This window comes from Actinoplanes sp. NPDC049668 (assembly GCF_044465445.1).
GTDB lineage: Bacteria > Actinomycetota > Actinomycetes > Mycobacteriales > Micromonosporaceae > Actinoplanes.
This window is the reverse complement of sequence record NZ_JBITLR010000003.1, coordinates 531,310-557,204: the sequence shown is the minus strand read 5'-3', so window position 1 is coordinate 557,204 and position 25,895 is coordinate 531,310. Positions and strand designations below refer to the sequence as shown.

At 73.1% G+C, this 25,895-nt stretch carries 27 protein-coding genes; 10 read left to right on the top strand and 17 right to left on the bottom strand.

Features of this window, described 5'->3' with window-relative positions; translation table 11 throughout:
- Positions 1-31 precede the first annotated feature (31 nt).
- The 3 genes from ACIBSW_RS15255 to ACIBSW_RS15245 are packed head-to-tail and all read left to right on the top strand — an operon-like array spanning position 32 to position 2,131.
- Positions 32-757, top strand: a complete 726-nt coding sequence (locus tag ACIBSW_RS15255) for an ABC transporter ATP-binding protein (RefSeq protein ID WP_354721740.1) — start codon at positions 32-34, stop codon at positions 755-757.
- Positions 754-1,491 (top strand): ABC transporter permease, encoded by a 738-nt coding sequence (locus ACIBSW_RS15250; RefSeq protein ID WP_354721739.1) that lies wholly within the window; start codon positions 754-756, stop codon positions 1,489-1,491. Before ACIBSW_RS15255 ends, ACIBSW_RS15250 begins: the two co-directional genes overlap by 4 nt.
- Before the next feature lie 13 nt (positions 1,492-1,504).
- Positions 1,505-2,131 carry a TetR family transcriptional regulator gene (locus ACIBSW_RS15245; RefSeq protein WP_354721738.1) on the top strand — a complete coding sequence of 209 codons (627 nt, stop codon included), beginning with the start codon at positions 1,505-1,507 and terminating at the stop codon, positions 2,129-2,131.
- Here ACIBSW_RS15245 and ACIBSW_RS15240 read toward each other — a convergent pair.
- A complete protein-coding gene (locus ACIBSW_RS15240; protein ID WP_354721737.1) occupies positions 2,128-2,868 on the bottom strand; it encodes a DUF2470 domain-containing protein in 741 nt (246 codons plus the stop codon). The genes ACIBSW_RS15245 and ACIBSW_RS15240 overlap by 4 nt on opposite strands.
- 86 nt (positions 2,869-2,954) lie before the next feature.
- Here ACIBSW_RS15240 and rpsD point away from each other — a divergent pair, with 86 nt between their 5' ends.
- Positions 2,955-3,563: a 30S ribosomal protein S4 gene (rpsD, locus tag ACIBSW_RS15235; RefSeq protein WP_354721736.1), complete on the top strand. Its 609-nt coding sequence runs from the start codon at positions 2,955-2,957 to the stop codon at positions 3,561-3,563.
- Here rpsD and ACIBSW_RS15230 read toward each other — a convergent pair whose 3' ends face one another.
- Positions 3,564-5,345 (bottom strand): ABC transporter ATP-binding protein, encoded by a 1,782-nt coding sequence (locus ACIBSW_RS15230; protein WP_354721735.1) that lies wholly within the window; start codon positions 5,343-5,345, stop codon positions 3,564-3,566.
- Between the two features lie 55 nt (positions 5,346-5,400).
- Entirely contained in the window at positions 5,401-7,197 is a 1,797-nt protein-coding gene (locus ACIBSW_RS15225) for an ABC transporter ATP-binding protein (RefSeq protein WP_354721734.1), read from the bottom strand.
- Positions 7,198-7,401: 204 nt separating this feature from the next.
- Between ACIBSW_RS15225 and ACIBSW_RS15220 the strand changes: the two genes are divergently transcribed.
- Positions 7,402-8,691 carry an APC family permease gene (locus tag ACIBSW_RS15220; protein ID WP_354721733.1) on the top strand — a complete coding sequence of 430 codons (1,290 nt, stop codon included), beginning with the start codon at positions 7,402-7,404 and terminating at the stop codon, positions 8,689-8,691.
- On the opposite strand, the gene ACIBSW_RS15215 is transcribed toward ACIBSW_RS15220, so the two are convergent.
- Positions 8,586-9,980 carry a PLP-dependent aminotransferase family protein gene (locus ACIBSW_RS15215; RefSeq protein WP_354721732.1) on the bottom strand — a complete coding sequence of 465 codons (1,395 nt, stop codon included), beginning with the start codon at positions 9,978-9,980 and terminating at the stop codon, positions 8,586-8,588. The two genes, ACIBSW_RS15220 and ACIBSW_RS15215, sit on opposite strands and share 106 nt — an antisense overlap.
- 73 nt (positions 9,981-10,053) lie before the next feature.
- On the opposite strand from ACIBSW_RS15215, the gene ACIBSW_RS15210 reads away from it, so the two are divergent.
- On the top strand, positions 10,054-10,797 hold the full coding sequence (locus ACIBSW_RS15210) for a class I SAM-dependent methyltransferase (RefSeq protein ID WP_354721731.1): 744 nt from the start codon (positions 10,054-10,056) through the stop codon (positions 10,795-10,797).
- Positions 10,798-10,846: 49 nt separating this feature from the next.
- Here ACIBSW_RS15210 and ACIBSW_RS15205 read toward each other — a convergent pair whose 3' ends face one another.
- The gene (locus tag ACIBSW_RS15205) at positions 10,847-12,055 is read right to left on the bottom strand and encodes a S8 family peptidase (protein WP_404799336.1); all 1,209 of its coding nucleotides are present in this window, start codon (positions 12,053-12,055) and stop codon (positions 10,847-10,849) included.
- Positions 12,056-12,428: 373 nt separating this feature from the next.
- Here ACIBSW_RS15205 and ACIBSW_RS15200 point away from each other — a divergent pair, with 373 nt between their 5' ends.
- Positions 12,429-14,252 carry a long-chain fatty acid--CoA ligase gene (locus ACIBSW_RS15200; protein ID WP_354730478.1) on the top strand — a complete coding sequence of 608 codons (1,824 nt, stop codon included), beginning with the start codon at positions 12,429-12,431 and terminating at the stop codon, positions 14,250-14,252.
- A 148-nt stretch (positions 14,253-14,400) separates the two neighbouring features.
- Here ACIBSW_RS15200 and ACIBSW_RS15195 read toward each other — a convergent pair whose 3' ends face one another.
- Positions 14,401-15,855 carry a PLP-dependent aminotransferase family protein gene (locus tag ACIBSW_RS15195; protein WP_354730476.1) on the bottom strand — a complete coding sequence of 485 codons (1,455 nt, stop codon included), beginning with the start codon at positions 15,853-15,855 and terminating at the stop codon, positions 14,401-14,403.
- Positions 15,856-15,914: 59 nt separating this feature from the next.
- Here ACIBSW_RS15195 and ACIBSW_RS15190 point away from each other — a divergent pair, with 59 nt between their 5' ends.
- Together ACIBSW_RS15190 and ACIBSW_RS15185 are read left to right on the top strand one after the other, a co-directional pair.
- A complete protein-coding gene (locus ACIBSW_RS15190; protein WP_354730474.1) occupies positions 15,915-16,583 on the top strand; it encodes a hypothetical protein in 669 nt (222 codons plus the stop codon).
- Positions 16,584-16,722: 139 nt separating this feature from the next.
- Positions 16,723-17,151 carry a hypothetical protein gene (locus ACIBSW_RS15185; protein WP_354730472.1) on the top strand — a complete coding sequence of 143 codons (429 nt, stop codon included), beginning with the start codon at positions 16,723-16,725 and terminating at the stop codon, positions 17,149-17,151.
- Between the two features lie 364 nt (positions 17,152-17,515).
- Here the strand turns inward: ACIBSW_RS15185 and hisF are convergent, their stop codons facing one another.
- The 3 genes from hisF to ACIBSW_RS15170 form a co-directional block, all read right to left on the bottom strand.
- Positions 17,516-18,292, bottom strand: a complete 777-nt coding sequence (hisF, locus tag ACIBSW_RS15180; RefSeq protein ID WP_354730470.1) for an imidazole glycerol phosphate synthase subunit HisF — start codon at positions 18,290-18,292, stop codon at positions 17,516-17,518.
- A gap of 123 nt (positions 18,293-18,415) precedes the next feature.
- Complete coding sequence (locus ACIBSW_RS15175) at positions 18,416-19,480, bottom strand: MerR family transcriptional regulator (RefSeq protein ID WP_354730468.1); 1,065 nt, start codon at positions 19,478-19,480, stop codon at positions 18,416-18,418.
- Between the two features lie 108 nt (positions 19,481-19,588).
- Entirely contained in the window at positions 19,589-20,080 is a 492-nt protein-coding gene (locus ACIBSW_RS15170) for a MarR family winged helix-turn-helix transcriptional regulator (RefSeq protein WP_404799335.1), read from the bottom strand.
- Positions 20,081-20,132: 52 nt separating this feature from the next.
- On the opposite strand from ACIBSW_RS15170, the gene ACIBSW_RS15165 reads away from it, so the two are divergent.
- Entirely contained in the window at positions 20,133-20,576 is a 444-nt protein-coding gene (locus tag ACIBSW_RS15165) for a nitroreductase family deazaflavin-dependent oxidoreductase (RefSeq protein ID WP_354728402.1), read from the top strand.
- 10 nt (positions 20,577-20,586) lie between these two features.
- Here the strand turns inward: ACIBSW_RS15165 and ACIBSW_RS15160 are convergent, their stop codons facing one another.
- From ACIBSW_RS15160 to hisD, 8 genes are read right to left on the bottom strand one after another with little or no spacing between them, the layout of a single operon-like run.
- Positions 20,587-20,997, bottom strand: a complete 411-nt coding sequence (locus ACIBSW_RS15160; protein ID WP_354728404.1) for a Rid family hydrolase — start codon at positions 20,995-20,997, stop codon at positions 20,587-20,589.
- A 34-nt stretch (positions 20,998-21,031) separates the two neighbouring features.
- Positions 21,032-21,757: a bifunctional 1-(5-phosphoribosyl)-5-((5-phosphoribosylamino)methylideneamino)imidazole-4-carboxamide isomerase/phosphoribosylanthranilate isomerase PriA gene (gene priA, locus ACIBSW_RS15155; protein WP_354728406.1), complete on the bottom strand. Its 726-nt coding sequence runs from the start codon at positions 21,755-21,757 to the stop codon at positions 21,032-21,034.
- 31 nt (positions 21,758-21,788) lie between these two features.
- The gene (locus tag ACIBSW_RS15150) at positions 21,789-22,109 is read right to left on the bottom strand and encodes a hypothetical protein (protein WP_354728408.1); all 321 of its coding nucleotides are present in this window, start codon (positions 22,107-22,109) and stop codon (positions 21,789-21,791) included.
- Positions 22,106-22,744: an imidazole glycerol phosphate synthase subunit HisH gene (gene hisH / locus ACIBSW_RS15145; protein ID WP_354728409.1), complete on the bottom strand. Its 639-nt coding sequence runs from the start codon at positions 22,742-22,744 to the stop codon at positions 22,106-22,108. Before hisH ends, ACIBSW_RS15150 begins: the two co-directional genes overlap by 4 nt.
- A complete protein-coding gene (locus ACIBSW_RS15140) occupies positions 22,744-22,911 on the bottom strand; it encodes a hypothetical protein (protein ID WP_354728411.1) in 168 nt (55 codons plus the stop codon). Before ACIBSW_RS15140 ends, hisH begins: the two co-directional genes overlap by 1 nt.
- The gene (gene hisB, locus ACIBSW_RS15135; RefSeq protein ID WP_354728413.1) at positions 22,908-23,519 is read right to left on the bottom strand and encodes an imidazoleglycerol-phosphate dehydratase HisB; all 612 of its coding nucleotides are present in this window, start codon (positions 23,517-23,519) and stop codon (positions 22,908-22,910) included. Before hisB ends, ACIBSW_RS15140 begins: the two co-directional genes overlap by 4 nt.
- The gene (locus ACIBSW_RS15130) at positions 23,516-24,580 is read right to left on the bottom strand and encodes a histidinol-phosphate transaminase (protein WP_354728414.1); all 1,065 of its coding nucleotides are present in this window, start codon (positions 24,578-24,580) and stop codon (positions 23,516-23,518) included. Before ACIBSW_RS15130 ends, hisB begins: the two co-directional genes overlap by 4 nt.
- Positions 24,577-25,887 carry a histidinol dehydrogenase gene (gene hisD, locus ACIBSW_RS15125; RefSeq protein WP_354728416.1) on the bottom strand — a complete coding sequence of 437 codons (1,311 nt, stop codon included), beginning with the start codon at positions 25,885-25,887 and terminating at the stop codon, positions 24,577-24,579. The genes ACIBSW_RS15130 and hisD overlap by 4 nt, the downstream gene beginning before the upstream one ends.
- Positions 25,888-25,895: the final 8 nt, after the last annotated feature.

The window sequence follows — 25,895 nt, the reverse complement described above, 5'->3', positions numbered from 1 at the left end:
CAACATTCGATGAGTTCTTGGAGGAGGCGGGATGACCAGCGCCATCGAGGTCCGGGACCTCGTGGTCGACCGAGGCAGACGCCGCGTGCTGCACGGGATCAGCTGCGCGGTGCCGGCCGGCAGCGTCGTGGGGCTGCTCGGCCCGAGCGGCAGCGGGAAGACGACGCTCATCCGGGCGATCGTCGGCGTGCAGATCGTCAAGTCCGGCACGGTCACCGTGCTCGGCGAGCCGGCCGGATCGGCCGCCCTGCGGCGCACGGTCGGCTACGTGACCCAGGCGCCCAGCGTCTACGCCGACCTCACCGTCCGGGAGAACGCGCGGTACTTCGCCTCCCTCTACGGCCTGTCGGCGGCCGACGCGGACACCGCGATCGCGGACGTCGGCCTCACCGACGCGGCCGGCCAGCTGGTCGGCAACCTCTCCGGCGGTCAGCGCAGCCGCGCGTCGCTGGGCTGCGCGATGATCGGCAAGCCCCGGCTGCTGGTGCTCGACGAGCCGACCGTCGGCCAGGACCCGGTGCTGCGGGCCGACCTGTGGGGGAAATTCCACGCCCTCGCCGCCGCGGGCACCACCCTGCTGGTCTCCAGCCACGTCATGGACGAGGCCGGACGGTGCGACCGGCTGCTGCTCATCCGCGAGGGCCGGCTGATCGGCGACGACTCCCCCGCCGCGATCCGCACGGCCACCGGCACCGACGACCTCGAGGCGGCGTTCCTGCACCTGATCCGCGACAGCGAGCAGGAGGTGGCGGCATGAGTCTTCGGATCACGGTCTCCACCAGCGCCCGCATCCTGCGGCAGCTGCGCCACGACCGGCGCACCGTCGGCCTGCTGATCGCGGTGCCGGCCGTCCTGCTCACCCTGCTCTACTTCATGTTCGACAACGCGGGCGACACCTTCGACCGGATCGCGCTGGTCATGCTCGGCGTCTTCCCGTTCGTGATCATGTTCCTGGTGACCAGCATCGCGATGCTGCGCGAACGCACCACCGGCACGCTGGAGCGGCTCCTCACCACCCCGCTCGGCAAGCTGGACCTGCTCTTCGGCTACGGGCTCGCGTTCGGGCTCGCCGCCGCGGTGCAGGCGTCGGTCGCGGTCGCGGCGGCGTTCCTGCTGCTCGGGCTCGACACGGCCGGCAACGTCGGGCTGGTCGTGCTGATCGCGGTGGTCAACGCCGTGCTCGGGGTGGCGCTCGGGCTGTTCTGCAGTGCCTTCGCGCGCACCGAGTTCCAGGCCGTACAGTTCCTACCGGTGGTGGTCATTCCCCAGCTGCTGCTCTGCGGGCTGTTCGTGCCGCGGGAGCAGATGGCGGGCTGGCTGCAGGCGGTCGCGGACGTGCTTCCGCTGTCGTACGCCGTCGAGGCGCTGGCCGAGGTCGGCGCGCACCCCGACCCCACCACGACGATGTGGCGCGGCCTGACGGTCGTGGCCGGCGCGGCGATCATCGCGCTGGTCCTGGCCGCGGCGACGCTGCGGCGTCGCACACCCTGATCGAGGAGCGTTTTTGGTACGGCGCAGCGGGCGGCGTCCGGGAAACCAGGACACCAAGCAGTCCATCCTGGAGTCCGCCCGCAAGGTCTTCGCGGAGCGGGGCTTCGACAAGGCCTCGATCCGGGCCATCGCCGGCGAGGCGCAGGTCGACCCCGCCCTGGTGCATCACTACTTCGGCACCAAGGAGAAGCTCTTCCTGGCGAGCATGAACTCGCCGATCGACCCGGCCGAGGTCATCCCGAAGGCGATGGCCGGCCCGCCCGAGGAGGCCGGCGAGCGGCTGGTGCGGCTGGTCCTCGGCGTCTGGGACTCGCCCGCCGGCGCCGCCGCGGTCGCCCTGTTCCGCTCGGCGCTGAGCAACGAGTGGACCGCGCGGCTGATGCGCGAGTTCGTGGTCACCCAGGTTCTCCGCCGGGCCGTCGCCGAGCTGGGCATCGACGAGAAGCAGGCGCCCACCCGGGCGGCCCTGGTCGCGACCCAGATCGCCGGGCTCGCGGTGGTCCGCTACGTGCTCAGGGTCGAGCCGGTCGCGTCCGCGCCGACCGAGCAGCTGGTCGCGGCGATCGGCCCCAACGTGCAGCGCTACCTGACCGGCGACCTGCCGGGCCTGTTCGAACCCGCGGACGGCCCGAGAGACTAGGCCGCTTCCTGGTCGGCGGTGCAGCGGTGGCAGAGCACCGGGTGCAGCAGGTGTGCCAGGTCGTGGCGGTCGGCCACCGGGCGCGGGAACGAGAGCCGGGCGAGCCGGGCGCCGAGGCGGACCACGAAGCCGTACCGGTCCAGGCGCACCACCCGGGGCTCGTCGCCGGCGCGGGCGGCCGGGCCGAGCTGGCGGCGCACGTAGTCGGCCATCTCGTTGACGTGGTGGTCGGCGAGGTCGGCGATCAGGTCGAACTCGATCGTCCGCAGCGGGTCCGGCGCGGCCAGCGCGTAGTCGTCGGGGTCGACGTCGACCAGCACGCCGTTGCGCTCGTAGCGGACCTCGGCCACGTCCATCCGGTGCAGGACCTGGGTGTCCCCGACGTCGAGCAGGTCGGCGGCCGCGTCGGTGTCGGCGTAGTCGAGCGCGGCCGCGCGGGCCTCGTCGCCGGTGAGCGCGACGGCCCAGCCGGAGACCCAGACCCGGCCCAGCGACGGCGCGCCGGCGACCGGCGGCAAGTCGCTGATGTCGAGCACCAGCGCGGTGTCGTCGGTCCCGGCCAGCGGCCGCAGCGCCGTGGTCAGCGCGCCGTTTCGGGGCGAGAGGAGCAGCACCCGCCCCTGGCCGTCGGTCACGTGCCGCACCGGGTACGGGCCCGGCCGGCACGCGATGTGCGCGGTGGCGGGCAGGTGGCCTGCGGCGAGGGTGCGGGCGACCTCGGCGTGGGTGGGCTGCATGTCGGGTACCTCCGGGCACCAGTTAGGCTTGCCTTAGTAAGGTGAGGCTAACCGTACAGCACCCCGAAAACGAAGTGAGATCGCCCGTGAACAACTCCCGACCCAAGGCCCGGCTGTCGAGGGCTCTCGGAATTCCACTCACGCGCAAGTGCGTCAAGTACTTCGAGCGGCGGCCGTTCCCGCCCGGCGTGCACGGCCGGGGGCGCCGCAAGGCCTCGGACTACCAGGTCCGGTTGCTGGAGAAGCAGCGCCTGCGCCACCAGTACAACATCAGCGAGGCCCAGATGCGGAAGGCGTACGACGACGCGCACCGCAAGGAGGGCAAGACCGGCGAGAACATGGTCCAGCTGCTGGAGAGCCGCCTCGACGCCACCGTGCAGCGCGCCGGCCTGGCCCGCACGATCTACCAGGCCCGTCAGCTCGTCGCGCACGGCCACTTCACCGTCGACGGCCGCAAGGTCGACCGCCCGTCGTACCGGCTCAAGCCCGGCCAGGTCGTGGAGGTCCGGGAGAGCAGCCGGCAGAAGCCACCGTTCCAGGTCGCGGCCACCGGCGCGCACCTGGACGGCCCGACGGCGCCCTACCTGTCCACCGTCGTCGAGGAGCTGCGCACCACGGTGATCCGCAAGCCGCTGCGCTCCGAGGTCCCGGTGATCTGCGACGAGCAGCTGGTAGTCGAGTTCTACGCCCGCTAGTCAGCGGGTCTGCTCCAGCCACGAGGCGTAGAGCTTGGCATAGATCGAGTCCTCGTCGAGCAGGAGCGTGGAGTGCGGGCCGCGTTGCACCACGCGGCCCGCGTCCACCACGATCACCTCGTCGGCGGACTGCGCGGTCGAGAGCCGGTGCGCGATGGCCACCGTGGTCCGGCCCCGGGTCACGGTCTCCAGGGCCCGCTGCAGGCGCACCTCGGTGGCCGGGTCGACCGCGCTGGTCGCCTCGTCCAGCACCAGCAGATCCGGATCCGCGACGTACGCCCGGACCAGCGCGACGAGCTGCCGCTCGCCCACGCTGAGCGCCTCGCCGCGCTCGCCGACCGGCGTCTGCAGGCCCTGCGGCAGGCCGGCCAGCCAGTCGGCGAGGCCGAGCCCGGCGAAGGCCAGCTCGAGATCGTCGTCGGTCAGCGCCGGCTCCGCGAAGCGGATGTTCTCCGCGACGGTCGCGTCGAAGAGGAAGCCGTCCTGCGGGACCATCACCACGCGCGAGCGCAGCGACGTGAACCGCACCGACGTCAGCGGCGTGCCCGAGAGCAGCACCTCGCCGGCCGCCGGGTCCATCAGCCGGGTGAGCAGCTTGGCGAACGTGGTCTTGCCGCTGCCGGTCTCGCCGACCACGGCGACCTTGGTCCGCGCCGCGATCTCCAGGTCGACGTCGGCGAGCACGACCGGGCCGCCGGGGTAGCGGTAGGAGACGTCGTCGAAGCGCACCGACAGCGGGCCCGGCGGCAGCGGCACGCCCAGCGCGTCGGGGTCGGACACGTCCGGGTCGATGTCGAGCACGTCGAGCACCCGGCGCCAGCCCGCCACCGCGTTCTGCGCCTCGTTGAGCACCTCGGTGGCGATCTGCACCGGCTGGATGAAGAGCGTCACCAGGAACAGGAACGCGGTCAGCTCGCCGACGGTCAGGCCGCCGTCGACGCCGAACAGCACGCCGACGACCACCACCGCGGCCAGCGCCACCCCGGCGGCGATCTCGCCGGTCGAGAAGCTGATCACACTGGTACGCAGGGCCTTCTGCTGCGCCACCCGCAGGCTGGCGATCGAGGTGTCCAGGCGCCGCTCGGTGCGCCCGGCCACGCCGTACGCGCGGATGACGGTCGCGCCGACGACGCTCTCGGCGACCGCCCCGAGCATCGTGCCGGTGCGCTCGCGCACCGTCCGGTACACGACCGCGAGCCGCCGCTGGAACAGCCGGATGACGATCACGGCCGGCAGGAACGCGGCGAACACCACCAGCGCGAGCTGCCACGAGTAGACCAGCATGACGACCGTCGTCACCACCAGCTGGCCCGAGCTGAGCAGCAGCATCACGCCGCCGGTCTGCAGGAACTGGGTGATCTGGTCGACGTCGCCGGTGACCCGGGAGACCAGCGATCCGCGCCGCTCGGACTGCTGGTGCAGCATCGACAGGTCGTGGATGTGGCGGAACGTGCGAGCGCGCAGCGCGGCCAGGGCGGTCTCGCTGACGGTGAAGAGCCGGCGCGTCATCGCGTACCCGCAGGCGGTGGAGACGACGAGGATCGCGAGGGTGAGGCCGACGATCACGGCGACCACGCCGATGTCCGGGCCGCCCGGCGCGCGGATGCCCCGGTCGATGGCCTGCTGGACGGCGATCGGCACGGCGACCCGGCCGGACATCGAGAGCACCGCGAGCGCCAGCGTGCCGATCAGGCCGGGGCGCAGCTCGGGCGAGAGCGCGATCCCGCGCCGCACCGTCGCGAACGTACCCGGCTCAGGCTTGTCCAGCACCACGTCGCTCACGCTGGGCCTACCTTTCGCGTGCGCTCCTGGCCCTCGCTGCGCTCGGTGCAGTCGCTCACGCGGTCACGCTCTCGTCCTCGCGGGCGGCGTCGGCCTGCTCGTACGCGGTCACCAGGTTGAGGTAGCCCGGCTCGGTGGCCAGCAGGTCGTGGTGGGTCCCGGTGGCGACGACCCGGCCGTTCTCCAGGTAGACCACCTCGTCGGCGAGCGCGATGGTGGCGCGCCGGTAGGCGACGACCAGGATGGACGCGCCGGCGTCGCGGTCGCGCAGCGAGGCGAGGATGCCCGCCTCGACGCGCGGGTCGACCGCGCTGGTCGCGTCGTCGAGCACCAGCAGCCGCGGCCGTCCCGCGAGCGCGCGGGCCAGGGTGAGGCGCTGCCGCTGGCCGCCGGAGAGCGAGGTGCCGCGCTCGCCGACGGCGGTGTCCAGCGCGTCCGGCAGCTTCTCCACGAAGCCCTCGGCGTGCGCCGTGCGCAGCGCCGACCAGACCTCGTCGTCGCCGAGCCCGTCGCGGTCCAGGGTCACGTTGCCGCGCACGGTGTCGTCGAAGACGAACGGCACCTGGGGCACCAGCGCGGCCGTCGCCGCGAGCGCCGCGACGCTGAGCTCCGGCAGCGGGGTGCCGTCGGCACAGACGGTTCCGGAGTCCGGATCGACCAGCCGGACAGCGAGCGAGGCGATCGTCGACTTGCCGGCGCCGGTCGCGCCGACCAGCGCCACGGTCCGGCCGGCCGGGACGGTGAACGAGACGTCGTGCAGGACCTCGGCGCTCACGCCGTACGAGAAGGAGACCCGGTCGAAGGTGAGCGTCGCCGGGCCGGTGCGCGCGGGTGCGGACGAGCCGTAGGCGAGGTCGCCCTCGGCGCCGAGCACCGCCTGTACCCGCTCCCAGCCCGCGACGCTGCGCGGCAGCTCGGCGACCACCCAGCCGATCGCGCGGATCGGGAAGGCCAGCACGGTGAAGAGGAAGGCGACGCTGACCAGTTCGGCGACGGTGATCGCGCCGGACTGCAGCCGCCACGCGCCGAGCAGGAGCACGGCGAGGGTGCCGACGCTGGGCAGGCTGTCCATCAGCGGATCGAAGAGCCCGCGCAGCCGGCCGACGGAGATCAGGGCGTCGCGCAGCTCGGCGACGTACACCCAGAAGCGCCGCGACTCGTCGGCCTCGCGGCCCATGGTCTTGACCACCAGCGCGCCGTCGAAGCTCTCGTGCGCGACCGCGCTGACCCGGGCCCGCAGCTGCTGTGCGCGGATCTGCCGCGGCGACATGCGCCGCGAGTAGACCAGGTTGAGGCCGAACAGCGCCGGGAAGAGGCAGACGCCGACCAGCGCCAGCACCCAGTCGGTGAAGAAGAGCGAGACGACCGCGGCGGCGATCATCACCAGCGTGCCGACCGCGAACGGCAGCGGCGCGATGGGCACGAACGCGGCCTCGACGTCGGAGTTGGCGTTCGACAGCAGCGTGCCGGTGGCGTGCCGCTGGTGCCAGGCGGGCGGCAGGGCCAGGTAGCGGCGGGTGACGGCGCTGCGGTAGCGGGCCTGCAGCCGGAACTGCATGTAGCCCGCGCCGACGCGGCGGGCGAAGATGCTCGCCACCCGCAGCAGCGCGAGCCCGATGAAGGTGGCGGCGACCAGGCACAGCTCGGCGGCGCCGACCCGGTGCTCGGCGAAGGCCGGCACCACGACGCGGCCGGTGACCGCGCCGACCAGGTAGGCGTTCGCGATGACCAGGAGGCCGAAGAGGCTGCTGCCGACCGTGCCGACGATGAAGAGCCGGGGTTCGGTGCGGATCGCGCGGCCGAGCACACGCAGGCCCCGGCCCAGCACGTCCCGGCTGGCCCTCGTGGTCAAATCCCCGCCCTTGACGTAAGTCCTCGCCGAGGGTCTCGGCCTTACCAGTCCATCCTGCCGAACCGAACCGTAAACGCCACAGGTTTACATTGTGTCCACAATTACATCGGCGCGCAGCCCCGCATCTTGACGGATTCGATTGGCTCCTCCAAGCAGGGCTGAATTGGCCCGGACATGGGGCCAATCGCCCCCTAGGTTGGGCGCATGACACCAACCGGCGGGCTGTCCCGCGCACAAGGCACCGCCCTCTGCGTCGGCGCGGTCCTGGGCACCGGCGTCATCTCGATGCCCGCCCTCGCCGCGGCCGTCGCCGGGCCCGCCTCCCTGCTGGCGTGGCTCGCCCTCATCCTGCTCTCGGCGCCGCTGGCCTGGACCTTCGCCGCGCTCGGCGGCCGGTACCCGGACGGCGGCGGCGTGTCCACGTACGTCCGGCTGGCCTTCGGGGCGCGCGCCGCCGCGGCCGTCGGCTGGTGCTTCTACTTCGCCGTGCCGCTGGGCGCGCCGGCCGCGGCCGCGTTCGCGGGCGGCTACGTCGCCGACGTCCTCGGCGGCGGCCGGTCCACCGTTCTCGGCACGTTCGCCCTGGTCATGGCCGTCGTCTTCACCATGAACTGGTTCGGCCTGCGGGTCTCCGGCCGGGTGCAGCTCTACCTCACCGCGGCGCTGGCCGGCCTGCTGGTGATCACGGTGGTGGCGGCGCTGCCGCACGCCGAGGTGGCCAACCTGACCCCGTTCGCGCCGCACGGCTGGGCCGGGATCGGCGCCGCGGCCGCGATCCTGGTCTGGGGCTTCGCCGGCTGGGAGGCGGTGTCGTCGCTGTCCGGCGAGTACCGCGACCCGCGCCGCGACGTGCCCCGGGCCACCGCGGCGGCCGTGCTGGTCGTCGGCGTGCTCTACCTCGCCGTCGCCGCGGCCAGCGTGCTGGTGCTCGGCCCGGCCGCCGGCACCAGCCCGGCGCCCCTGGCCGACCTGCTGGCGGTCGGCGTCGGCGGCCCGGTCCGCCCGCTCACCGCGGTCGTCGCCGTGCTGCTCACCATCGGCGCCGTGAACGCCTATCTGGCCGGCGCGTCGCGGCTCGGCGTCGCCCTGACCCGCGACGGCGCGCTGCCGCCCCGGATGGTCGACACCCCGCGCAAGTCGCTGGCCTTCGTCACCCTCGCCGGGTGCGGCTCGGTGCTGCTGCCGCTGGGCCTGCGCACCTCGATGCTGCTGGTCACCGGCTGCTTCACCCTGGTGTACGTGCTCGGGACCGCCGCCGCGCTGCGGCTGCTGCCGCCCGGTTGGTCACGGCGCGGTGCCGGCGTCGCGCTCGCCGCGGTGCTCGCCCTGATGGTGCTCAACGGGCCGCCCGCGCTGCTCAGCCTCGCGGTGGCGGCCGGCGCGGTGCTCTACGTGTCGCGCAGGACGGCGTCGAAGATCGCCAGCCCCTCGTCGAGCAGCGCCGGGTCGACCGCGCCGAACCCGAACACGAACCCGGTCGAGTCACTGCCGTAGGCGCCGAGATCCTCGATCGCGACGCCCCGGGCGGCCGCGGCGGCCACCACCTCGGCGGACCGGGCACCCAGCGCCGTCACGTGCAGGCCGGCCGAGGACGGGACCACCTCGAGCCGGTCGTGCGCGGAGAGCGCGGCCACGATGCGGGCGTGGCGCTGCGCGTACGCCTTGCCGGCCCGGCGCAGGTGCCGCGCCAGCTGCCCTTCGTCGATGAAGCGCGCCAGCGCCGCCTGCACGGCGATCTGGCCGTACCCGTCGCAGAGCTGCCGGGCCGCGACCAGCGCCTCCCGCAGCGCCGCCGGCGCCAGCACGAAGCCGGTACGCACGCTCGGCAGCATGGTCTTGGAGAAGGTGCCGACGTAGAGCACCCGGCCGACGGTGTCCAGGCTGTACAGCGGCTCGAGCGGACGCGCCGAGAAGCGGAACTCGCTGTCGTAGTCGTCCTCGACGATCGCCGCCTGCCGCCGCCGCGCCCAGTCCAGCAGCGCGTGCCGGCGGGCCAGGCTCATCGCGGCGCCGAGCGGGAACTGGTGCGACGGCGTCGCGTAGACCACCCGGGCGGCCGCGGGCAGCGCGTCGACCACCAGCCCGTCGGCGTCGACGGGCACGCCCACCACGCGCGCGCCCAACGACTCGAACAGCCGCCGGGCCGGCGGGTAGCCCGGCTCCTCGACCGCGACGACGTCGCCGGGGCGCAGCAGCACCCGGCCGATCAGGTCGAGCGCGTGCTGGGTGCCGTTGGTGACCAGGACGTCGGACGCGGTGGCCCGCACCGATCGGGAGTACCCGACGTAGCGGGCGATCGCCGCGCGCAGCGCCGGGTGGCCGGACGGCTCGGCGTACCCGCTCGGGTCGTGGGCCCGCAGCCGCAGCTCGGCCGCGACCAGCCGCCGCCACGTGTCGAACGGGAACAGCCGCGCGTCCGGGATGCCGGTCCGGAAGTCGTAGCGCGGTCGCGGCAGGTCGGCGCTGGTCGGCAACGGGGTGAAGGTCCAGCCGGCTCTCGGGCGCAGCGGATCGGCCGGCGCGTGCCTCGGCGCCGGCTCATCCCGTACGGGCGCGACGTACGTGCCCGCGCCGACCCGCGCCACCAGGTAGCCCTCGGCGACCAGCCGCTCGTACGCGGTCGCGACGCTGTTGCGCCCCAACCCCAGGTCGGCGGCGAGCGCGCGGGTCGCGGGCAGCCGGTGTCCCGCGGGCAGCCGCCCGTCCACGATGGCCGCCCGCAGGGCGCGATACACCCGTACCGTCTTCTCGCCGGTGCCGTCGAGGCTGATGACCAGGTCCACCTACCCATTCTCGGGTGCCGGCGGCCGGGGAAAACGCTTGCCGCACCCGGACAGCTCTGCTGTCCTGTGAGGCATGTCGATATTCAACGATCCCGGGCTCTTCGGCCGGCAGTGGGCGGAGAAGTACGACGCGGGCACGAACCCCGACCCGGCACCCGCCGTGGACTTCCTGGCCGGGCTGGCCGACGGCGGCCCGGTGCTCGAGCTGGCGATCGGCACCGGGCGGGTGGCGCTGCCGCTGGCCGCGCGTGGCCTGGTCGTCGAGGGCGTCGAGGGCTCACCCGAGATGGTCGAGAAGCTCCGCGCCAAGCCGGGCGGCGCGGAGATTCCGGTGATCATCGGCGACATGGCCGACGTCGCCGTGCGCGGCCCGTTCAAGCTGGCCTACCTGGTCTTCAACACGCTGTTCAACCTGGTCGACGCCGAGCGGCAGGCGGACTGCCTGCGCAACGTCGCGCGGGTGCTCGCGCCCGGCGGCGCGTTCGTCATCGAGGCGTTCGTGCCGAACCTCGCCGAGTTCGAGCGCGAGGAGCGCCAGGCCCAGGTGGTCTCGGTCACCGAGGACTCCGCGGCGCTGCGGCTGCACCGCTACGACCGGGCCGCGCAGACCTTCGTACGGCAGACCGTGACGTTCTCGGCGGCCGGCGTGCAGCTGCAGCCGTTCGGCATGCACTACCTCTGGCCGGAGCAGATCGACCGGCTCGCGGAGCAGGCCGGCCTGCGGCTCGAGGCCCGGTACGCGGACTGGCACGGCGCGGCCTTCGGCGCCACCAGCACCGACCACATCTCGGTGTACCGGCTGGCCGAAAAGGGGTAGCTCCGGACCTCGCGGCCCGGAGCCACCCACACCCCCGTCGTGCGAGGGATCAGGCTCCGACGTAGAGCAGCCGGTTCGGCGAACCGGTGCCGGGGCTGGTGACCACGCCGGTCGTGGCCCGGTTCACCAGGTTGTCGCGCACCTGCGCCGGGGTCAGGGACGGGCTGGCCGAGAGCACCAGCGCCGCCGCGCCCGCGACGTGCGGTGACGCCATCGAGGTACCGCTGATGGTGTTGGTCGCCGTGTTCGACGAGTACCAGGCCGAGGTGATGGACGAGCCCGGCGCGAAGATGTCCAGGCAGGTGCCGTAGTTCGAGTACGACGCCTTGGCGTCGGTGCTGGTGGTGGCGCCGACCGTGATGGCGGAGGCGACCCGCGCCGGCGAGGAGTTGCAGGCGTTCGCGGTCGAGTTGCCCGCCGCGAGGGCGTACGTGACGCCCGAGCTGATCGAGCTCGCGACCGCGTTGTCGAGGGTGGTGCTGGCGCCGCCGCCGAGGCTCATGTTCGCCACCGCGGGCTTGACCGCGTTCTGGGTGACCCAGTTGACGCCGGCGATGACGCCCGCGGTGGTGCCGCTGCCGGAGCAGTTGAGCACCCGGACGCCGACGAGCTTGACCTGCTTCGCGACGCCGTAGACGGTGCCGCCGACCGTGCCGGCGACGTGGGTGCCGTGGCCGTTGCAGTCCACGCCGCCCGAGCCGACCGCGTCGTAGCCGAAGCGCGCCCGGCCGCCGAAGTCGTTGTGCGTGTACTTGATGCCCGTGTCGATGATGTACGCCGTCACATTGCTCGCCGTCACGGTGTAGGTGTACGTGGTGCTCAGCGGGCGGGCCTTCTGGTCGATGCGGTCGATGCCCCAGGTCGCGCCGGTCTGGGTGGTGAGCAGCGAGACCCGCTGGTTCTGCTCGACGTAGGCGACGCTCGGGTCGGCGGCGAGCCGCTTGGCGGCGGCCTCGCTCATGCTCGCCTCGAAGCCATTGAGCGCGGCGCCGTACGTCCGCCGCACCTGCGCGCCGTAGCCGCGGGCCAGGTCGGCGGACTTGTCGCCGACGGCGGCGACGCGGTTCTTGGTGCTCACGGCGCTGTCCTTGAGCACCACGATGTAGCTTCCGGCGACCGCGTCGGCGGTGCCGGCGAGCCGGATCTGCCCGGCGGCCGGAGCCGCCGCCGCCGGTGCCGCCATCGCGGCGGTCGTCGTCGCCGCGACAAGCAGGGTGACGGCCAGGAACCGGCCGCTTCGGGGGGATCGAATCGCCATGCTCTTCCTCTCTCGCACGCCTGCCGGACCCCGGGGTGCCATCGGTCCGTTTGACTACAGAGATTAAGGCCAAGACGTTGACGAACCTCTATATCGAATGGGCCATATCAAAATTTGTTAACAATCCCGGGCCAGGTGGACTTCACGCCGACTCGGAGTCGTAACCGCCCTGCGCGCCGGACAACCGGACCGCTCGGTCATGCAGTGCACAAACGGCCGAATCGACACGGGTAGGATTGTTGCGCACGTCACTCCGGAGGCGAACGGAGATTGACCGGCGGGTGCTCTGGCCCTCGCGGCTCACTGGCAATACTCTTCGGTAACTCAGCTGTCACATGAACTCACCCCCATATACGCAAAGAGGCGGCGCCCGATGGCTCTCGAGGTTCCCTACCGGTCGATTCCGGACATGTTCCTGCAACGTGTGCGGGCGACCCCGAACAACCAGGCATTCGCAGTACCGACCGCCGACGACAGTGCGATCACCTGGCTCACCTGGTCCGAGGTCGGCGAGCGCGCCTGCGTCATCGCCGCGGGCCTCGCGGGCCTCGGCATCGGCCTCGAGGACCGGGTCGCCATCATCAGCAGCACCCGGCTCGAGTGGGTCCTGGCGGACCTCGGCATCAACTGCGCCGGCGCCGCGACCACGACGGTCTACCCGACCACCGAGCCCGAGGACGCGGCATACATCGTCGCCGACTCCGGGTCGAAGATCCTGGTGGCGGAGAACCCCGCGCAGGCGATGAAGCTCGCCGGCGCAGAGACCGCGGTCACACACACCATCCTGATCGACGGCCCGGCCGACGCCGGCGCCACGCCGCCGCAGCTCACCCTCGCCGAGCTCGAGGAGCGGGGCCGGGCCGCGCTCGCCGAGCAGCCCGACCTGATCGACCGCATCGTCGAGGGCGTCGGACCCGACCACCTGGCGACGCTGATCTACACCTCCGGCACGACCGGCCGGCCCAAGGGCGTTCAGCTGCTGCACCGCGGCTGGACCTGGGAGGGCGTCGCGCAGGAGGGCACCGGCCTGTTCGCGTCGACCGACATGCAGTACCTCTGGCTGCCGCTGTCGCACTCGTTCGGCAAGACGCTGGTCTGCGGAATAATCCACGTGGGCGTGCCGACCTACATCGACGGCCGGGTCGACAAGCTCGTCGAGATGCTGGCGGTGGTCAAGCCGACGCTGATGTGCGCGGCGCCCCGCATCTTCGAGAAGGTCTACAACAAGACGGTCACCACCGCGCTCGCCGCGGGCGGCGCCAAGGCCAAGATCTTCGCCTGGGCCGTCGGGGTCGGCAAGGAGAAGGTCGCGCTCGAGCAGGCCGGCAAGCCGGTCGGCGCCGCGCTCAAGGCCAAGTACGCGGTCGCCGAGAAGCTCGTCTTCAGCAAGCTGCAGGAGCGCCTCGGCGGCCGGCTGCGCGTGCTGGTCTCCGGCTCCGCGCCGCTGAGCCCCGACATCGCGGAGTTCTTCGCCGCGGCCAACCTGCCGATCCGGGAGGGCTACGGCCTCACCGAGTCGTGCGCGGCCAACTTCGTCAACCCGATGGGCAAGCTCAAGCTCGGCACGGTCGGCCGGGCCCTCGCCGACCTCGAGTGCCGCATCGACAGCGACGGCGAGATCCTGCTGCGCGGCGCCCCGGTCATGCGCGGCTACCACAACCTGCCCAAGGAGACCGCGGAGGCGTTCACCGAGGAGGGCTTCTTCCGCACCGGCGACATCGGCGAGCTCGACGCCGACGGCTTCCTCAAGATCACGGACCGCAAGAAGGACCTGGTCAAGACGTCCGGCGGCAAGTACATCGCGCCGTCGGCGATCGAGGGCCAGTTCAAGGCGATCTGTCCGTACACCTCGCAGGCGGTCGTCGTCGGCCAGGCCCGCAACTTCGTGACCATGCTGATCTCGCTCGACGAGGACGCGATCAAGGGCTGGGCCGCAGGCGTTGGGCTGGCCGGACACAGCTACGCGGAGATCGTGGCGGCGAAGGAGACGCAGGCGCTGGTCGCGGGCTACATCGAGGAGCTGAACGGCAAGCTCAACCGGTGGGAGACGGTCAAGAAGTTCGCCATCCTGCCGCGCGACCTGACCATCGAGGACGGCGAGATCACGCCGTCGATGAAGATCAAGCGCCGCAGCGTGGAGTCCAACTTCTCGGCCCAGATCGAGCAGATGTACGCGGGCAGCCTCGCGCAGCTGTAAGCGCTGGTACGGCCTATGCGACGAGCGTCGCGATCTCCGATCGCGGCGCTCGTCGCTCATTCCGGCCTGTTACCGCGGTCGCGCCCACGCGTTGGCTCGGCTCAGGCCGCGACACACCGGCGCGACCCAGCTCAGGAACTCCGTACCGTCAGGCGATGACGGCGGGGGTGCGCCAGGCCGGACGGGTCGCACGGTCCAGGTCGTGACGCACGGACGCGATCCGGCGGATCGCCTCGGTGAGGTCGTCGGCGGCGAGGGTGAACGGCAGGCGCATGAAGCGCTCCAGGGTGCCGTCGAGGCCGAAGCGCGGCCCGGGAGCGAGCCGCACCCCGACGTCCTCGGCCGCGCGGGCCAGGGCGCTGGAGATCGGGCCGTCGAGCTCCGCCCAGAGCGTCACCCCGCCGGCCGGCACCGTGAACCGCCACTCGGGCAGGTGCTCGCCGAGCGCGGCGACGAGCGCGTCCCGCCGGAACGACAGCTGCGCGCGCCGGGCCGCGACGATCGTGTCCGCATCCCGGAGCAGGTGCACGGCGACGAGCTGTTCGAGCACCGGGCTGGCCATGTCGACGCCGACCCGCAGCGCGGCCAGGCGCTGCACCAGCGGCGCCGAGGCGCGGACCCAGCCGATCCGCAGGCCGCCCCAGTACGCCTTGCTCATGCCTCCGATGGACACGACCCGCGAATGCCGGTCGAAGAGGGCGACCGGCGGCGGCATCGCGGTGCCGTCCAGCGGCAGATCCACGAAGGACTCGTCGACGATCAGCTCGGTGCCGGCCGCGTGCGCCGTGGCGGCCAGCCGCTCGCGCAGCTCGGCGGGCATCAGGTGACCGGTCGGGTTCTGAAACTCGGGGATCACGTAGGCGAGGCGCGGCCGGGTCTGGCGCAGGGCCCCCAGCAGCATCTCGCCGTCCCAGCCGTCGGCGGCGTCGAGGCCGTGCGTGCTGATCCGGGCCCGGCGCGCGGCCAGCGCGGCGAGGGCGTTGGGATAGGTCGGCGACTCGACCAGCACCGCGGCGCCGGCCGGGACGGACAGGCGCAGCACCAGGTCGAGGGCCTGCTGCGTACCGCTGGTGATGAGGATCTGCTCCGCGCTGGTCGGCACGCCGCGGCCGGAGTAGCCGGCCGCGACCGCCTCGCGCAGCTCCATGAGCCCGGTCGGGTGGTAACCCGCGCTGCCGAGGAAGCGCGGCAGATCCTCGGCGGCGGCCCGGGCCGCGGGCACGAGCTCGACCGGCGCGGCCGAGGCCGCGACCCCCATGTCGATCATGTCCAGGTCGTCGTCCGGGGTCCACAGGCCCGAGGTGGCGACCCGGTGCCCGTTCGGCAGGGTGGTCCAGCTGCCGGCCCCGCGCCGGCTGGTGAGATGGCCGGTCTCCCGCAGCGACCGGTACGCCGCGGTGACCGTCGTCCGGCTGACGCCGAGCGCCTCGGCGAGCTCGCGTTCGGCGGGAAGGCGCACGCCGAGCGGCAGCCGGCCGTCGGAGAGCAGCCCCCGGATCGCGCCGGCGAGGGCGGCGTAGTCCGGGCTGCGATGCCGCCCCGGAAGCGAGTGCCACTGACCCAGGAGGCGGGCCAATTGGCCCCCACGAACGGACGTTGTCATGGCCACCTCCCTAGAATTGGCACTTTGGTGCCGACCAATTGGCCTTCAGAGTGGCATCTATGAGCCGCATCAGCAACCTCGTCCCGACCGGCGCCCGCCTACCCCGCCGCGTGAGCCAACTCCTCGCGGGCCTGGTCCTGTACGGGATAAGCATGGCTTTCATGGTGGAGAGCAGCCTGGGCCTGACCTCCTGGGACGTGTTCCACCAGGGTGTGTCGAAGGCCACCGGGCTGAGCTTCGGCTGGGTGGTCATCCTGGCGGGCATCCCGATCCTGATGCTCTGGATCCCGCTGCGGCAGAAGCCCGGCGTCGGCACCATCGCGAACCTGGTGGTGATCGGGCTCGTGGTGGACGCCGCACTGGCCCTGCTGGCACCGGGCGAGTCGATGGCGATGCGCGTCACGTACCTGGTGGTGGGCATCGCCCTGAACGGCGTGGCGACCGGGATGTACATCGGGGCCCGCTTCGGCCCCGGCCCGCGCGACGGCCTGATGACCGGAATCGTGAACCGCTTCCCGCGCCTGTCCATCCGCCTGGTCCGCACCAGCATCGAGCTCCTGGTCCTGGCGGTCGGCTTCCTGCTGGGCGGCACGGTCGGCCTCGGCACCATCGCGTACGCGCTCGCGATCGGCCCGCTGGCGCAGCTGTTCATGCCGGTCTTCGCGATCCCGGCGGCGGACCCGGCCGCCCCGAACGCCGCGCGGCTGGTTCCGGTCCCGTCCACCTGATCCGCCCGCGCATCCATCCAGAGGGGAGTCCCGCCGCGGCGGGTCGGTGCGGGCGAATTGTCCGGCACGAGGACACAGCTTGGTGATCATCCAGGCACATCTACTTTCCGGTACGCCGACCGCACGGCATCATGGCGGCATGGGGGCTGGCGACTGGCACTGGAACGACGCGTGGATCTTCGTGTCGACAGTCATCGCCGAGCGCCTGGAGCGCGACCGGGCGCTCCACGCGGCGCTGCCGGTCACCGGCGCGAGCCTGGCGGACGTGCTCGCGGCCGCCGACTTCCTGCACCACAGCGTGCCCAGCCGCACCGAGCTGGAGGACTCCCTGCGCCGCCTGTCCGGCGCGGGCCTGCTCACCGTCGACGACGACCTCGTCGAGGTGGCGGCCGCCGGCGAGCAACTCTGGCGCACCAGGCCGTTCAGCGGCCTGTCCTCGGCCGTGGTTACCCTGCAGGCCCAGCTCAACCGGGCCGCAACCCCGGGCGACTCCGACTGGAGACTCGACGAGCGGACCTACAACGCAGCGGTCCGCGAGTATTCACTCCGCCTCGCCGACGGCCGCTGACCCGAACGGATCAGCTCCACCTAGGCAAGACGTCACCGACCGCGGACGGATCGACCCCCACCGCTGGCAGGTCGGTTCCCCTCCGCGCGGATCGACCCCCACCGCTGGCAGGTCGGTTCCCCTCCGCGCAGATCGACCCCCACCGCTAGCAGGTCGGTTCCCCTCCGCGCAGATCGACCCCCACCGCTAGCAGGTCGGTTCCCCTCCGCGCAGATCGGCCCCCACCGCTAGCAGATCGACCCCGCTTCAGCGACCGTCTCCCACCCCAGGCAGGTCGGCCCTGGCCCAGCGACCGTCTCCCACCCCGGGTGGATCGGCCCGACCCCGGCGGTGCGGCCTGCCCGGGTGCGCCGGGTGGGGCCCGTCAGCGGACCGGGTTGCCCGCCTCGCGCAGGCTGTCCTTGACCTCGCCGATGGTCAGGTCTCCGAAGTGGAAGACGCTCGCGGCCAGCACCGCGTCGGCGCCGGCGGCGACCGCCGGTGGGAAGTGCTCCACCGCGCCGGCGCCGCCGCTCGCGATCACCGGGATGTCGACCACCGCGCGCACCGCGGCGATCAGGTCCAGGTCGAAGCCGGCCTTGGTGCCGTCGGCGTCCATCGAGTTGAGCAGGATCTCGCCGGCGCCGAGCGCGGCGACCCGGCGCGCCCACTCGACGGCGTCCAGGCCGGCGCTGCGGCGGCCGCCGTGGGTGGTGACCTCCCAGCCGCTCGGGTGCTCCGGCGACGGCCCGGACGCGACCCGCCGGACGTCCAGCGAGAGCACCAGCACCTGATTGCCGAAGCGGTCGGCGATCTCCGCGATCAGCTCGGGCCGGTGAATGGCCGCGGTGTTGACCCCGACCTTGTCGGCGCCGGCGCGCAGCAACGTGTCGACGTTGTCCACCGAGCGCACCCCGCCGCCGACGGTCAGCGGGATGAACACCGACTCGGCGGTGCGCCGGACCACGTCGAGCATGGTCCCGCGGTCGTCGGAGGAGGCGGTCACGTCGAGGAAGGTCAGCTCGTCGGCGCCCGCGGCGTCGTAGGCGGCGGCCAGCTCGACCGGGTCCCCCGCGTCCCGCAGGTCGACGAAGTTGACGCCCTTGACCACCCGCCCCGCGTCGACGTCGAGACAGGGAATCACACGCACCGCCACCGTCATGGCCCAACCCTATCGAGCCGCGCCTGGGCGAGCGCGCGGATATCCACAGGCCGGAACCCGGCGCGGCCTTTCGTGAAGGTCGGGGCCCTCGCTCAGGGCCCCGACCAACTGACGGCGATGCCGCTACGCGGCGACGATGTCGGCGACGATGCAGGAGATGTTGTCCGGGGCGCCGGCGGCGTAGGCGAGGTCGATCAGCCGTTGCGCTGTCGGTTCGGGCTCGCCGGTCTCCGCCAGCGCGGTGTGCAGGTCGCCGCGGCCGACAACGGCGGACAGGCCGTCGGAGCACAGCAGGTAACGGTCGCCGGCCAGCGCGGTGCGCAACGCCAGGTCGGCTTCGACCGGCCGGCTACCACCGAGCGCGCGGGTGAGCAGCGCGCGCTGCGGGTGGGCGGCGGCCTGTTCGGGGCTCAGCCTGCCGTACTCGACCTGGCTCTGCACCCACGTGTGGTCCTGGGTGAGCTGCGAGAGTTCACCACCGCGCAGCAGGTAGACGCGGGTGTCGCCGATGTGCACCAGGGCCAGTTGCGAGCCGCGCCGCAGCAGCGCGGTCAAGGTGGTCGCGGGTTGGTTGTCGTCCGTGCCGGTGGCGTGCACCGCGCGATCAACGTCGCTGACGGTTGCGGCCAGCATGGCGAGCAGGTCGGCGGCGGGCTTGTCAGCCAGTTCGAGCGCCTTGAGCGCGTTGACGGCCGCCGCGCTGGCGGCGGCGCCGGCTCCCCGGGTGCCGTCGGCGACGGCCAGCAGCCGGTCGCCGGCGTAGGCGACGTCCTCGTTGCTGTCGCGTCCGCGGCCGAGGTCGCAGCGCACGGCGTAGCTGATGGTCAGGGTGGGGTTGGTACCGGACATGGTGACGCCCTCCTGGGACAGATGCTCGACGAGGCGGGCGACGTGGTGCGCGCGGGTCGCGGTGTCGGCGGTGACCTGGTGCCAGTAGGCGGTGACCGCTTTGGCCGCCGCGTCGGGCTCGAGATCGCACACGGTGCGGATGTCGGCCAGCGGCATGCCGATGCGGCGCAACTGGGCGATCAGCCGGGCGTGAGCCAACTGTTCCGGATCGTAGAACCGGTAGCCGGACTCCGAATCGACCGCCGCGGGCGGCAGCAGGCCGACCTCGTCGTACAGGCGCAACGCCTTGGGCGTCAGCCGCGCCGCTCGGGCGAACGCGCCGATCGTCAGCAGCTCCACGGTGTCATCCTCCTCGTGCCGGCCCAGCGGCCGGCACGAACCACGGTGGGGCTTCCCCAAGGGTCAAGGTCAAGCGCTTGGCAGAACCTGCCGGCGATCTCCTGCCGGTCAATCTCCTGGGTGGCGTCGTCCCAGGGGCTGCACCAGCGTCCGGACGCGTTCGGCCTGTGCGAGTTGCAGCGCTATGCCGCGACGGAGGAAGCCGGTTATCAGCTCCAGCTCGGCCGCCGAGTAACGGGCCAGTTCGCGGCGCCCGGCCTTGGCGATCGGGCCGTAGACGCCTTCGATCAAGTCGACCGCGGTCGGCGTCAGCGCGATAACCGCTCGCCGGCGGTCGGCGGCATCCACGGTACGGGTGAGGTGTCCCGCCGCCACGAGGCGCTGGACGGCGGTCGTGGCCGCGGCCGGGCTGAGCTTGGCGGCGCCGGCGAGCGCCGCCGCCGTCAGGGTGCCGGCCTCGCTTACCAGCCCGAGAATCCGCAGGTCGGTGCGGTTTACCCCGAAGACTGCGGCGGCCGCGTCGTCGACCAGATCCGCGGCGGCACCGAAGTCCGCGGCGGCCTGGGCGGCCTGGGCGGCCTCGGTCAATTGCTTCGACACTCGAAGGAGTTTACCCTGTGGGCCGATACTTCGACGATCGAAGGGATTTCTGATGGCCGAGCCGACCGGCGTGCTGCCCGCCTGGCTGCCGTTCGCGAACCGCGTCGTCCGAGGGCTGTCCCGGCTGGGCCTGCCGCTCGGCACGATGCGGATCCTCACCGTGGCCGGGCGCCGCAGCGGCGAACCCCGCTCGACCCCGGTCTCCCCGCTGACCGTCGACGGTCACCGCTACCTGGTCGCGGGGCTCCCGCACGGCGACTGGGCGCGCAACGTCCGGGCGGCGGGACGGGGCGAGCTCGCCCGCGGCCGGCGCCGGACCCCGGTCGTCCTCACCGAGGTGACGGATCCGGCGCGGCGCGAGGCGGTCCTGCGGGCGTTTCCGCGCGAGGTGCCCAACGGCGTGCCGTTCTTCGTCACGCTGGGCCTGGTGACCAGGGCCGACCCCGACGAGTTCGCGGCGGCGGCGGACCGCGTCGCGGTCTTCCGCATCGACTGAGGCCGACCGGTCAGGCCGGGACCGTTGCGGGGCGCCCGCCGATGTACGCCTCGACCTCGATCTCCACCAGGTGCGCGGGATCCAGCAGCCCGGCCACCACCACCAGCGTCGCCACCGGCCGCACCGCGCCGAAGACCGAGCCGTGCGCCCCCGCCACCGCGTCCGCGTGCGCCGCGTCCACGATGTACATCCGGGTCCGGATCACGTCGTCGAGGCCCGCGCCCGCCCGGGCGAGGGCGTCGAGCGCGATCCCGATCGCCGTCAGCGTCTGCGCCCGCGGATCACCGATCCCGGTGACCTCACCGTCCACGGTCGCCGTGCAGCCGGCAGTGATCACCAGATCCCCGGCCCGGACCACCCGGGAGTAGCCGTACCGCTCCTCCCAGGGACCGCCGGAGGAGTAGCGCGAGATCGGGCTCACGCCATCGCCTCCGCCAGCGCTTTGGCCGGCTCGCTCATGCCTTCGCCAGCGCCTCGAGCGCCTCGGCGACCGTGAACGCGCCCGCGTAGAGCGCCTTGCCCGCGATCACGCCCTCGACGCCGAGGTGTTCCAGCGTCGCGAGGGCGCGCAGGTCGTCCAGCTTGGACACCCCGCCGCTGGCGATCACCGGGCGGTCGGTGCGGGCGCAGACCTCCCGGAGCAGGTCCAGGTTCGGGCCGCGCATCGTGCCGTCCTTGGTGATGTCCGTGACCACGTAGCGCGCGGCGCCGGCCTTGTCGAGGCGCTCCAGCACCTCGAACAGGTCGCCGCCGTCGCGGGTCCAGCCGCGGGCCGCCAGGGTGCGGCCGCGGACGTCGAGGCCGATCGCCACCCGGTCGCCGTACTCGCCGCAGATGCGGTCGCACCACTCCGGGTCCTCGAGGGCCGCCGTGCCGATGTTGACCCGGGCGGCGCCCGTGGCGAGCGCCGCGCGCAGGGACGCGTCGTCGCGGATGCCGCCGGAGAGCTCGACCTTCACGTCGAGGCGGCTGACGACCTCGGCGAGCAGCGCGGCGTTCGAGCCCCGGCCGAACGCCGCGTCGAGGTCGACGAGGTGCACCCATTCCGCGCCGTCGTTCTGCCAGGCGAGTGCGGCCTCGAGCGGGTCGCCGTAGCCGGTCTCCGAGCCCGCGGCGCCCTGTACGAGGCGGACCGCCTGGCCGTCGGCGACATCAACAGCGGGCAGCAGCGTCAGGGTCACAGAAAAACTCCGATCAGAGAGAACGGGCGGATCAGGAACGGCGGCCCAGGACGACGACGACCAGGGCCGGCAGGACAAGAACGATCATGGCGATCAGCACCAGGCGGAGCGCGAGCTCGGGCACCAGGAACCACACCACGGCCGCCACGATCAGCGGCACGACGACGATGCCGGTGCGCTGTGCGCGGCTGCGCCGGTACAGCCGGCCGGAGCTCGGGCGCCGGCGGAGCTTCAGCGAGGCGACCAGGGCGCGGCGACGCTGCCGCCGGGCCGAGCGGCGGGCCCGCTTGGCCTTCTCCTTCTCGAGAACGACGAGCCGCTCGGCCCGCCGCCTCGCGCGTTCCTTGCTCACCGGGCGGACTGCGCGGGCAGGCCCGCCACCCAGTTGCTCAGCAACGCGAAGCCGGCGTCGGCGGACTTCTCCGGGTGGAACTGGGCCGCGGACAGCGGGCCGCGCTCCACCACGGCGGCGAACGGCAGGTCGTGCGCGGCCGTCGTGACCCGGGCGCCGACGGCCTCGAGCGCGGCCAGGTCGCCGGCCGCGTACGAGTGGACGAAGTAGAACCGCGCGCCGGCGGGCAGCCCGTCCAGCAGCACCGACCCGGCCGGCGCGGACACGGTGTTCCATCCCATGTGCGGAATGCGCCGGGCGGTCAGCCGGGTCACGGCGCCCGGCAGCAGCCCGAGCCCGCGGGTCTCGACGCCGTGCTCGACGCCGGACTCGAAGAGGATCTGCATGCCGACGCAGATGCCCAGCACCGGCCGGCCCGCCGCGACCCGCCCGGCGATGACCGGGCCGGCGCCGAGCTTCTCGATGCCGGCCATGCACGCCGCGTAGGCACCCACCCCGGGCACCACCAGGCCGTCCGCGGCCGCCGCGGCGGTCAGGTCATCGGTCACCGTCACGGAGGCACCGGTACGCGCGACGGCGCGCTCGGCCGACCGCAGGTTCCCGGAGCCGTAGTCCAGGATCACCACCTCGGTCATCAGCTGTCCCCGGGCATCATCCAGGCGACGCCGCCGGCGAGCGCCAGCAGGGCGAGCACCGCGACCAGGCCGATGCTGAACTTCGAGGCGCCCTGCCGAGCCAGCGAGATGACCCCGCCGACCAGGATGCCGCACAGGCCGAGCAGCAGGATCGGTACGAGGCTCACAGCACGCCCTTCGTCGACGGGAGCGCGCCCGCGTTGCGCGGGTCGATCTCGACGGCCGCGCGCAGCGCCCGGGAGAACGCCTTGAACTGGGTCTCCACGACGTGGTGCGCGTCGGGCCGGCCGCCGTCGCGGGCCGCGCGCAGCACGCTGACGTGCAGGGTCACCTTGGCGGCGTGCCCGAACGACTCGAAGATGTGCCGGGTCATGCTGGTCGGATAGACCGGCCCGATGTACGGCGCCAGCTCGGGCTCGTCGTGCACCACGTACGGCCGGCCGGACAGGTCGACGGCGGCGCGCACCAGCACCTCGTCCATCGGGATCGTCGCGGAGCCGTAGCGCCGGATGCCGGCCTTGTCGCCGAGCGCCCGCGCGAACGCCTCGCCCAACGCGATGGCCGTGTCCTCCATGGTGTGGTGCGCGTCGATCTCGAGGTCGCCCTCGGTGCGCACGGTCAGGTCGAAGCCGCCGTGCTTGGCGAGCTGGTTGAGCATGTGGTCGTAGAACCCCACGCCCGTGGAGAGCTCGGCCTTGCCGGTGCCGTCGAGGTCGATCTCGACGAGCACCTTGGTCTCTTTGGTGACGCGCTCGATGCGCGCGGTGCGAGTCAAAGCAGGGCTCCCAGGAAGGCGTCAGTTTCGGATTCTGTTCCCGCGGTCACCCGCAGCCAGCCGGCCAGGCCGACGTCGCGGACGAGCACACCACGGTCCAACAGGCGCTGCCACGCGGCGTGCTGATCGCCGCCGACCTCGAAGAGCACGAAGTTGGCGTCGCTGTCGGCCACCCGCACGCCGCGGGCGCGCAGGGTCGCGACGATGCGGTCGCGCTGTTCCTTGATCGCGTCGACGGTCGAGAGCAACGCCTCGCGCTGCGCGAGCGCGGCCCGGGCCGCGGCCTGCGTCAGCGCCGAGAGGTGGTAGGGCAGGCGGACCAGCTGAACGGCGTCGACCACGGCGGGGTCGGCGGCGAGATAGCCGAGCCGGCCGCCGGCGAAGCCGAACGCCTTGCTCATGGTGCGGGTGACGACGAGCCGCGGGTGCCCCGGCAGGGCCGAGAGCGCGCTGGGCGTGCCGGACCGGGCGAACTCGGCGTACGCCTCGTCGACCACGACCATGCCCGGCGCCGCGCGCAGCACCGCGTCGACCACCGCCGGGTCGAGCGCGGTGCCGGTCGGGTTGTTGGGCGAGCAGAGGAAGACCAGGTCCGGTGCGTGCCGGGCGATCTGCTCCACCGCCGAGAACGGCGTGAGGCCGAAGTCGGCGTCGCGCAGCGCGGGAATCCAGCGCGTGCCGGTGCCGGCGGCGAGCAGCGGATGCATCGAATAGGACGGACCGAAGCCGAGCGCGGAGCGTCCCGGGCCCGCGAACGCCTGGAGCAGCTGCTGCTGCACCTCGTTGGAGCCGTTGGCCGCCCACACGTTCGCCGCGGTCAGGCCGTGGCCCAGGTAGTCGGCGAGGTCGGTGCGCAGCGCCACCGCGTCCCGGTCGGGGTAGCGGTTGAGGTCGCGCAGCTCGGCCTGCACGGCCTTGCCGATCGCGTCCACCACGGCGTCGGGCACCGGGTACGAGTTCTCGTTGGTGTTCAGCCGCACGGCCACGTCGAGCTGCGGCGCACCGTACGGCGAGCGGCCGCGCAGGTCGGCGCGGACGGGCAGGTCGTCGATGGCGGTCACGAACCGAACCTCGCCGTCACGGCCTGGCCGTGCGCCGGCAGGTCCTCGGCGTTGGCCAGGGCCACCACGTGCGGCGCGACGTCGCGCAGCGCCGCCTCGTCGTACTCGATGACGTGGATGCCGCGCAGGAACGACTGCACCGACAGGCCGGACGAGTGCCGGGCGCAGCCCGCGGTCGGCAGCACGTGGTTGGAGCCGGCGGCGTAGTCGCCGAGCGAGACCGGCGAGTACGCGCCGACGAAGACGGCGCCGGCGTTGCGCACCCGCATGGCCAGGGCGCGGGCGTCCCGGGTCTGTATCTCGAGGTGCTCGGCCGCGTAGGCGTCGACCACGCGCAGGCCCTGCTCGAGGTCGTCGACCAGGACGACGCCGGACTGCGCGCCGCCGAGGGCCTCGCGCACCCGGGCCTCGTGCTTGGTGGCCGGCACCTGCGCGGCGAGCTGCTCGTCGACGGCGTCGGCCAGCGCCGGCGAGTCGGTGACCAGCACGCTGGCGGCCAGCGGGTCGTGCTCGGCCTGGCTGATCAGGTCGGCGGCGACGTGCACCGGGTCGGCGCTGTCGTCGGCCAGGACGGCGATCTCGGTGGGGCCGGCCTCGGCGTCGATGCCGACCGTGCCCTGCAGCAGGCGCTTGGCGGCCGTCACCCAGATGTTGCCGGGGCCGGTGATGACGTCGACCGGCTCGCAGCGGTCGGCCTCGTCCGCGCCGTCCGCGCCGTAGCCGAGCATGGCGATGGCCTGTGCGCCGCCGACCGCGTAGATCTCGTCGACGCCGAGCAGCGCGCACGCGGCGAGCACCCGGGCGTCCGGCAGGCCGCCGTTGTCCTGCTGCGGCGGGCTGGCCACGACCAGCGACTCGACGCCGGCGATCTGGGCCGGCACCACGTTCATCACCACGGTGGACGGGTAGACGGCCAGGCCGCCGGGCACGTAGAGGCCGACCCGGGAGACCGGCACGTGCCGCTCGGTCACCGTGCCGCCGGGGACCACCTGGGTGGTGACGTCGGTGCGCCGCTGGTCGCCGTGCACCTTGCGGGCCCGCTCGATGACGACGAGCAGGGCGGCGCGGACCTGCGGGTCGAGCTGCTCCACCGCGGCGGAGATCGCCTCCCGCGGCACCCGCAGGCGGTCGAGCCGGACGCCGTCGAAGCGATGGGTCGCCTCCTGGATCGCCGAGAAGCCATGCTCCCGGACCGCCGCCACGACGGGGCGGATCTTCTCGACGGCCACGGAGACGTCGAGCTGGGCACGGGGCAGCAGGCCGCGCGGGTCCCGGCGGGAGCCGCGCAGGTCAATCCGGTTCAGCACGGGCCAAG

What these genes read in the sequence shown, in the direction of transcription:
- ACIBSW_RS15220 (WP_354721733.1), top strand. Translation starts at nt 7,402, where the DNA reads ATGACACCAACCGGCGGGCTGTCCCGCGCACAAGGCACCGCCCTCTGC.
- ACIBSW_RS15165 (WP_354728402.1), top strand. Translation starts at nt 20,133, where the DNA reads ATGGCCGAGCCGACCGGCGTGCTGCCCGCCTGGCTGCCGTTCGCGAAC.
- ACIBSW_RS15210 (WP_354721731.1), top strand. Translation starts at nt 10,054, where the DNA reads ATGTCGATATTCAACGATCCCGGGCTCTTCGGCCGGCAGTGGGCGGAG.
- ACIBSW_RS15240 (WP_354721737.1), bottom strand. Translation starts at nt 2,868, where the DNA reads ATGCAGCCCACCCACGCCGAGGTCGCCCGCACCCTCGCCGCAGGCCAC.
- ACIBSW_RS15185 (WP_354730472.1), top strand. Translation starts at nt 16,723, where the DNA reads ATGGGGGCTGGCGACTGGCACTGGAACGACGCGTGGATCTTCGTGTCG.
- hisF (WP_354730470.1), bottom strand. Translation starts at nt 18,292, where the DNA reads ATGACGGTGGCGGTGCGTGTGATTCCCTGTCTCGACGTCGACGCGGGG.
- ACIBSW_RS15190 (WP_354730474.1), top strand. Translation starts at nt 15,915, where the DNA reads ATGAGCCGCATCAGCAACCTCGTCCCGACCGGCGCCCGCCTACCCCGC.
- ACIBSW_RS15250 (WP_354721739.1), top strand. Translation starts at nt 754, where the DNA reads ATGAGTCTTCGGATCACGGTCTCCACCAGCGCCCGCATCCTGCGGCAG.
- ACIBSW_RS15200 (WP_354730478.1), top strand. Translation starts at nt 12,429, where the DNA reads ATGGCTCTCGAGGTTCCCTACCGGTCGATTCCGGACATGTTCCTGCAA.
- hisH (WP_354728409.1), bottom strand. Translation starts at nt 22,744, where the DNA reads ATGACCGAGGTGGTGATCCTGGACTACGGCTCCGGGAACCTGCGGTCG.
- ACIBSW_RS15195 (WP_354730476.1), bottom strand. Translation starts at nt 15,855, where the DNA reads ATGACAACGTCCGTTCGTGGGGGCCAATTGGCCCGCCTCCTGGGTCAG.
- ACIBSW_RS15255 (WP_354721740.1), top strand. Translation starts at nt 32, where the DNA reads ATGACCAGCGCCATCGAGGTCCGGGACCTCGTGGTCGACCGAGGCAGA.
- ACIBSW_RS15205 (WP_404799336.1), bottom strand. Translation starts at nt 12,055, where the DNA reads ATGGCGATTCGATCCCCCCGAAGCGGCCGGTTCCTGGCCGTCACCCTG.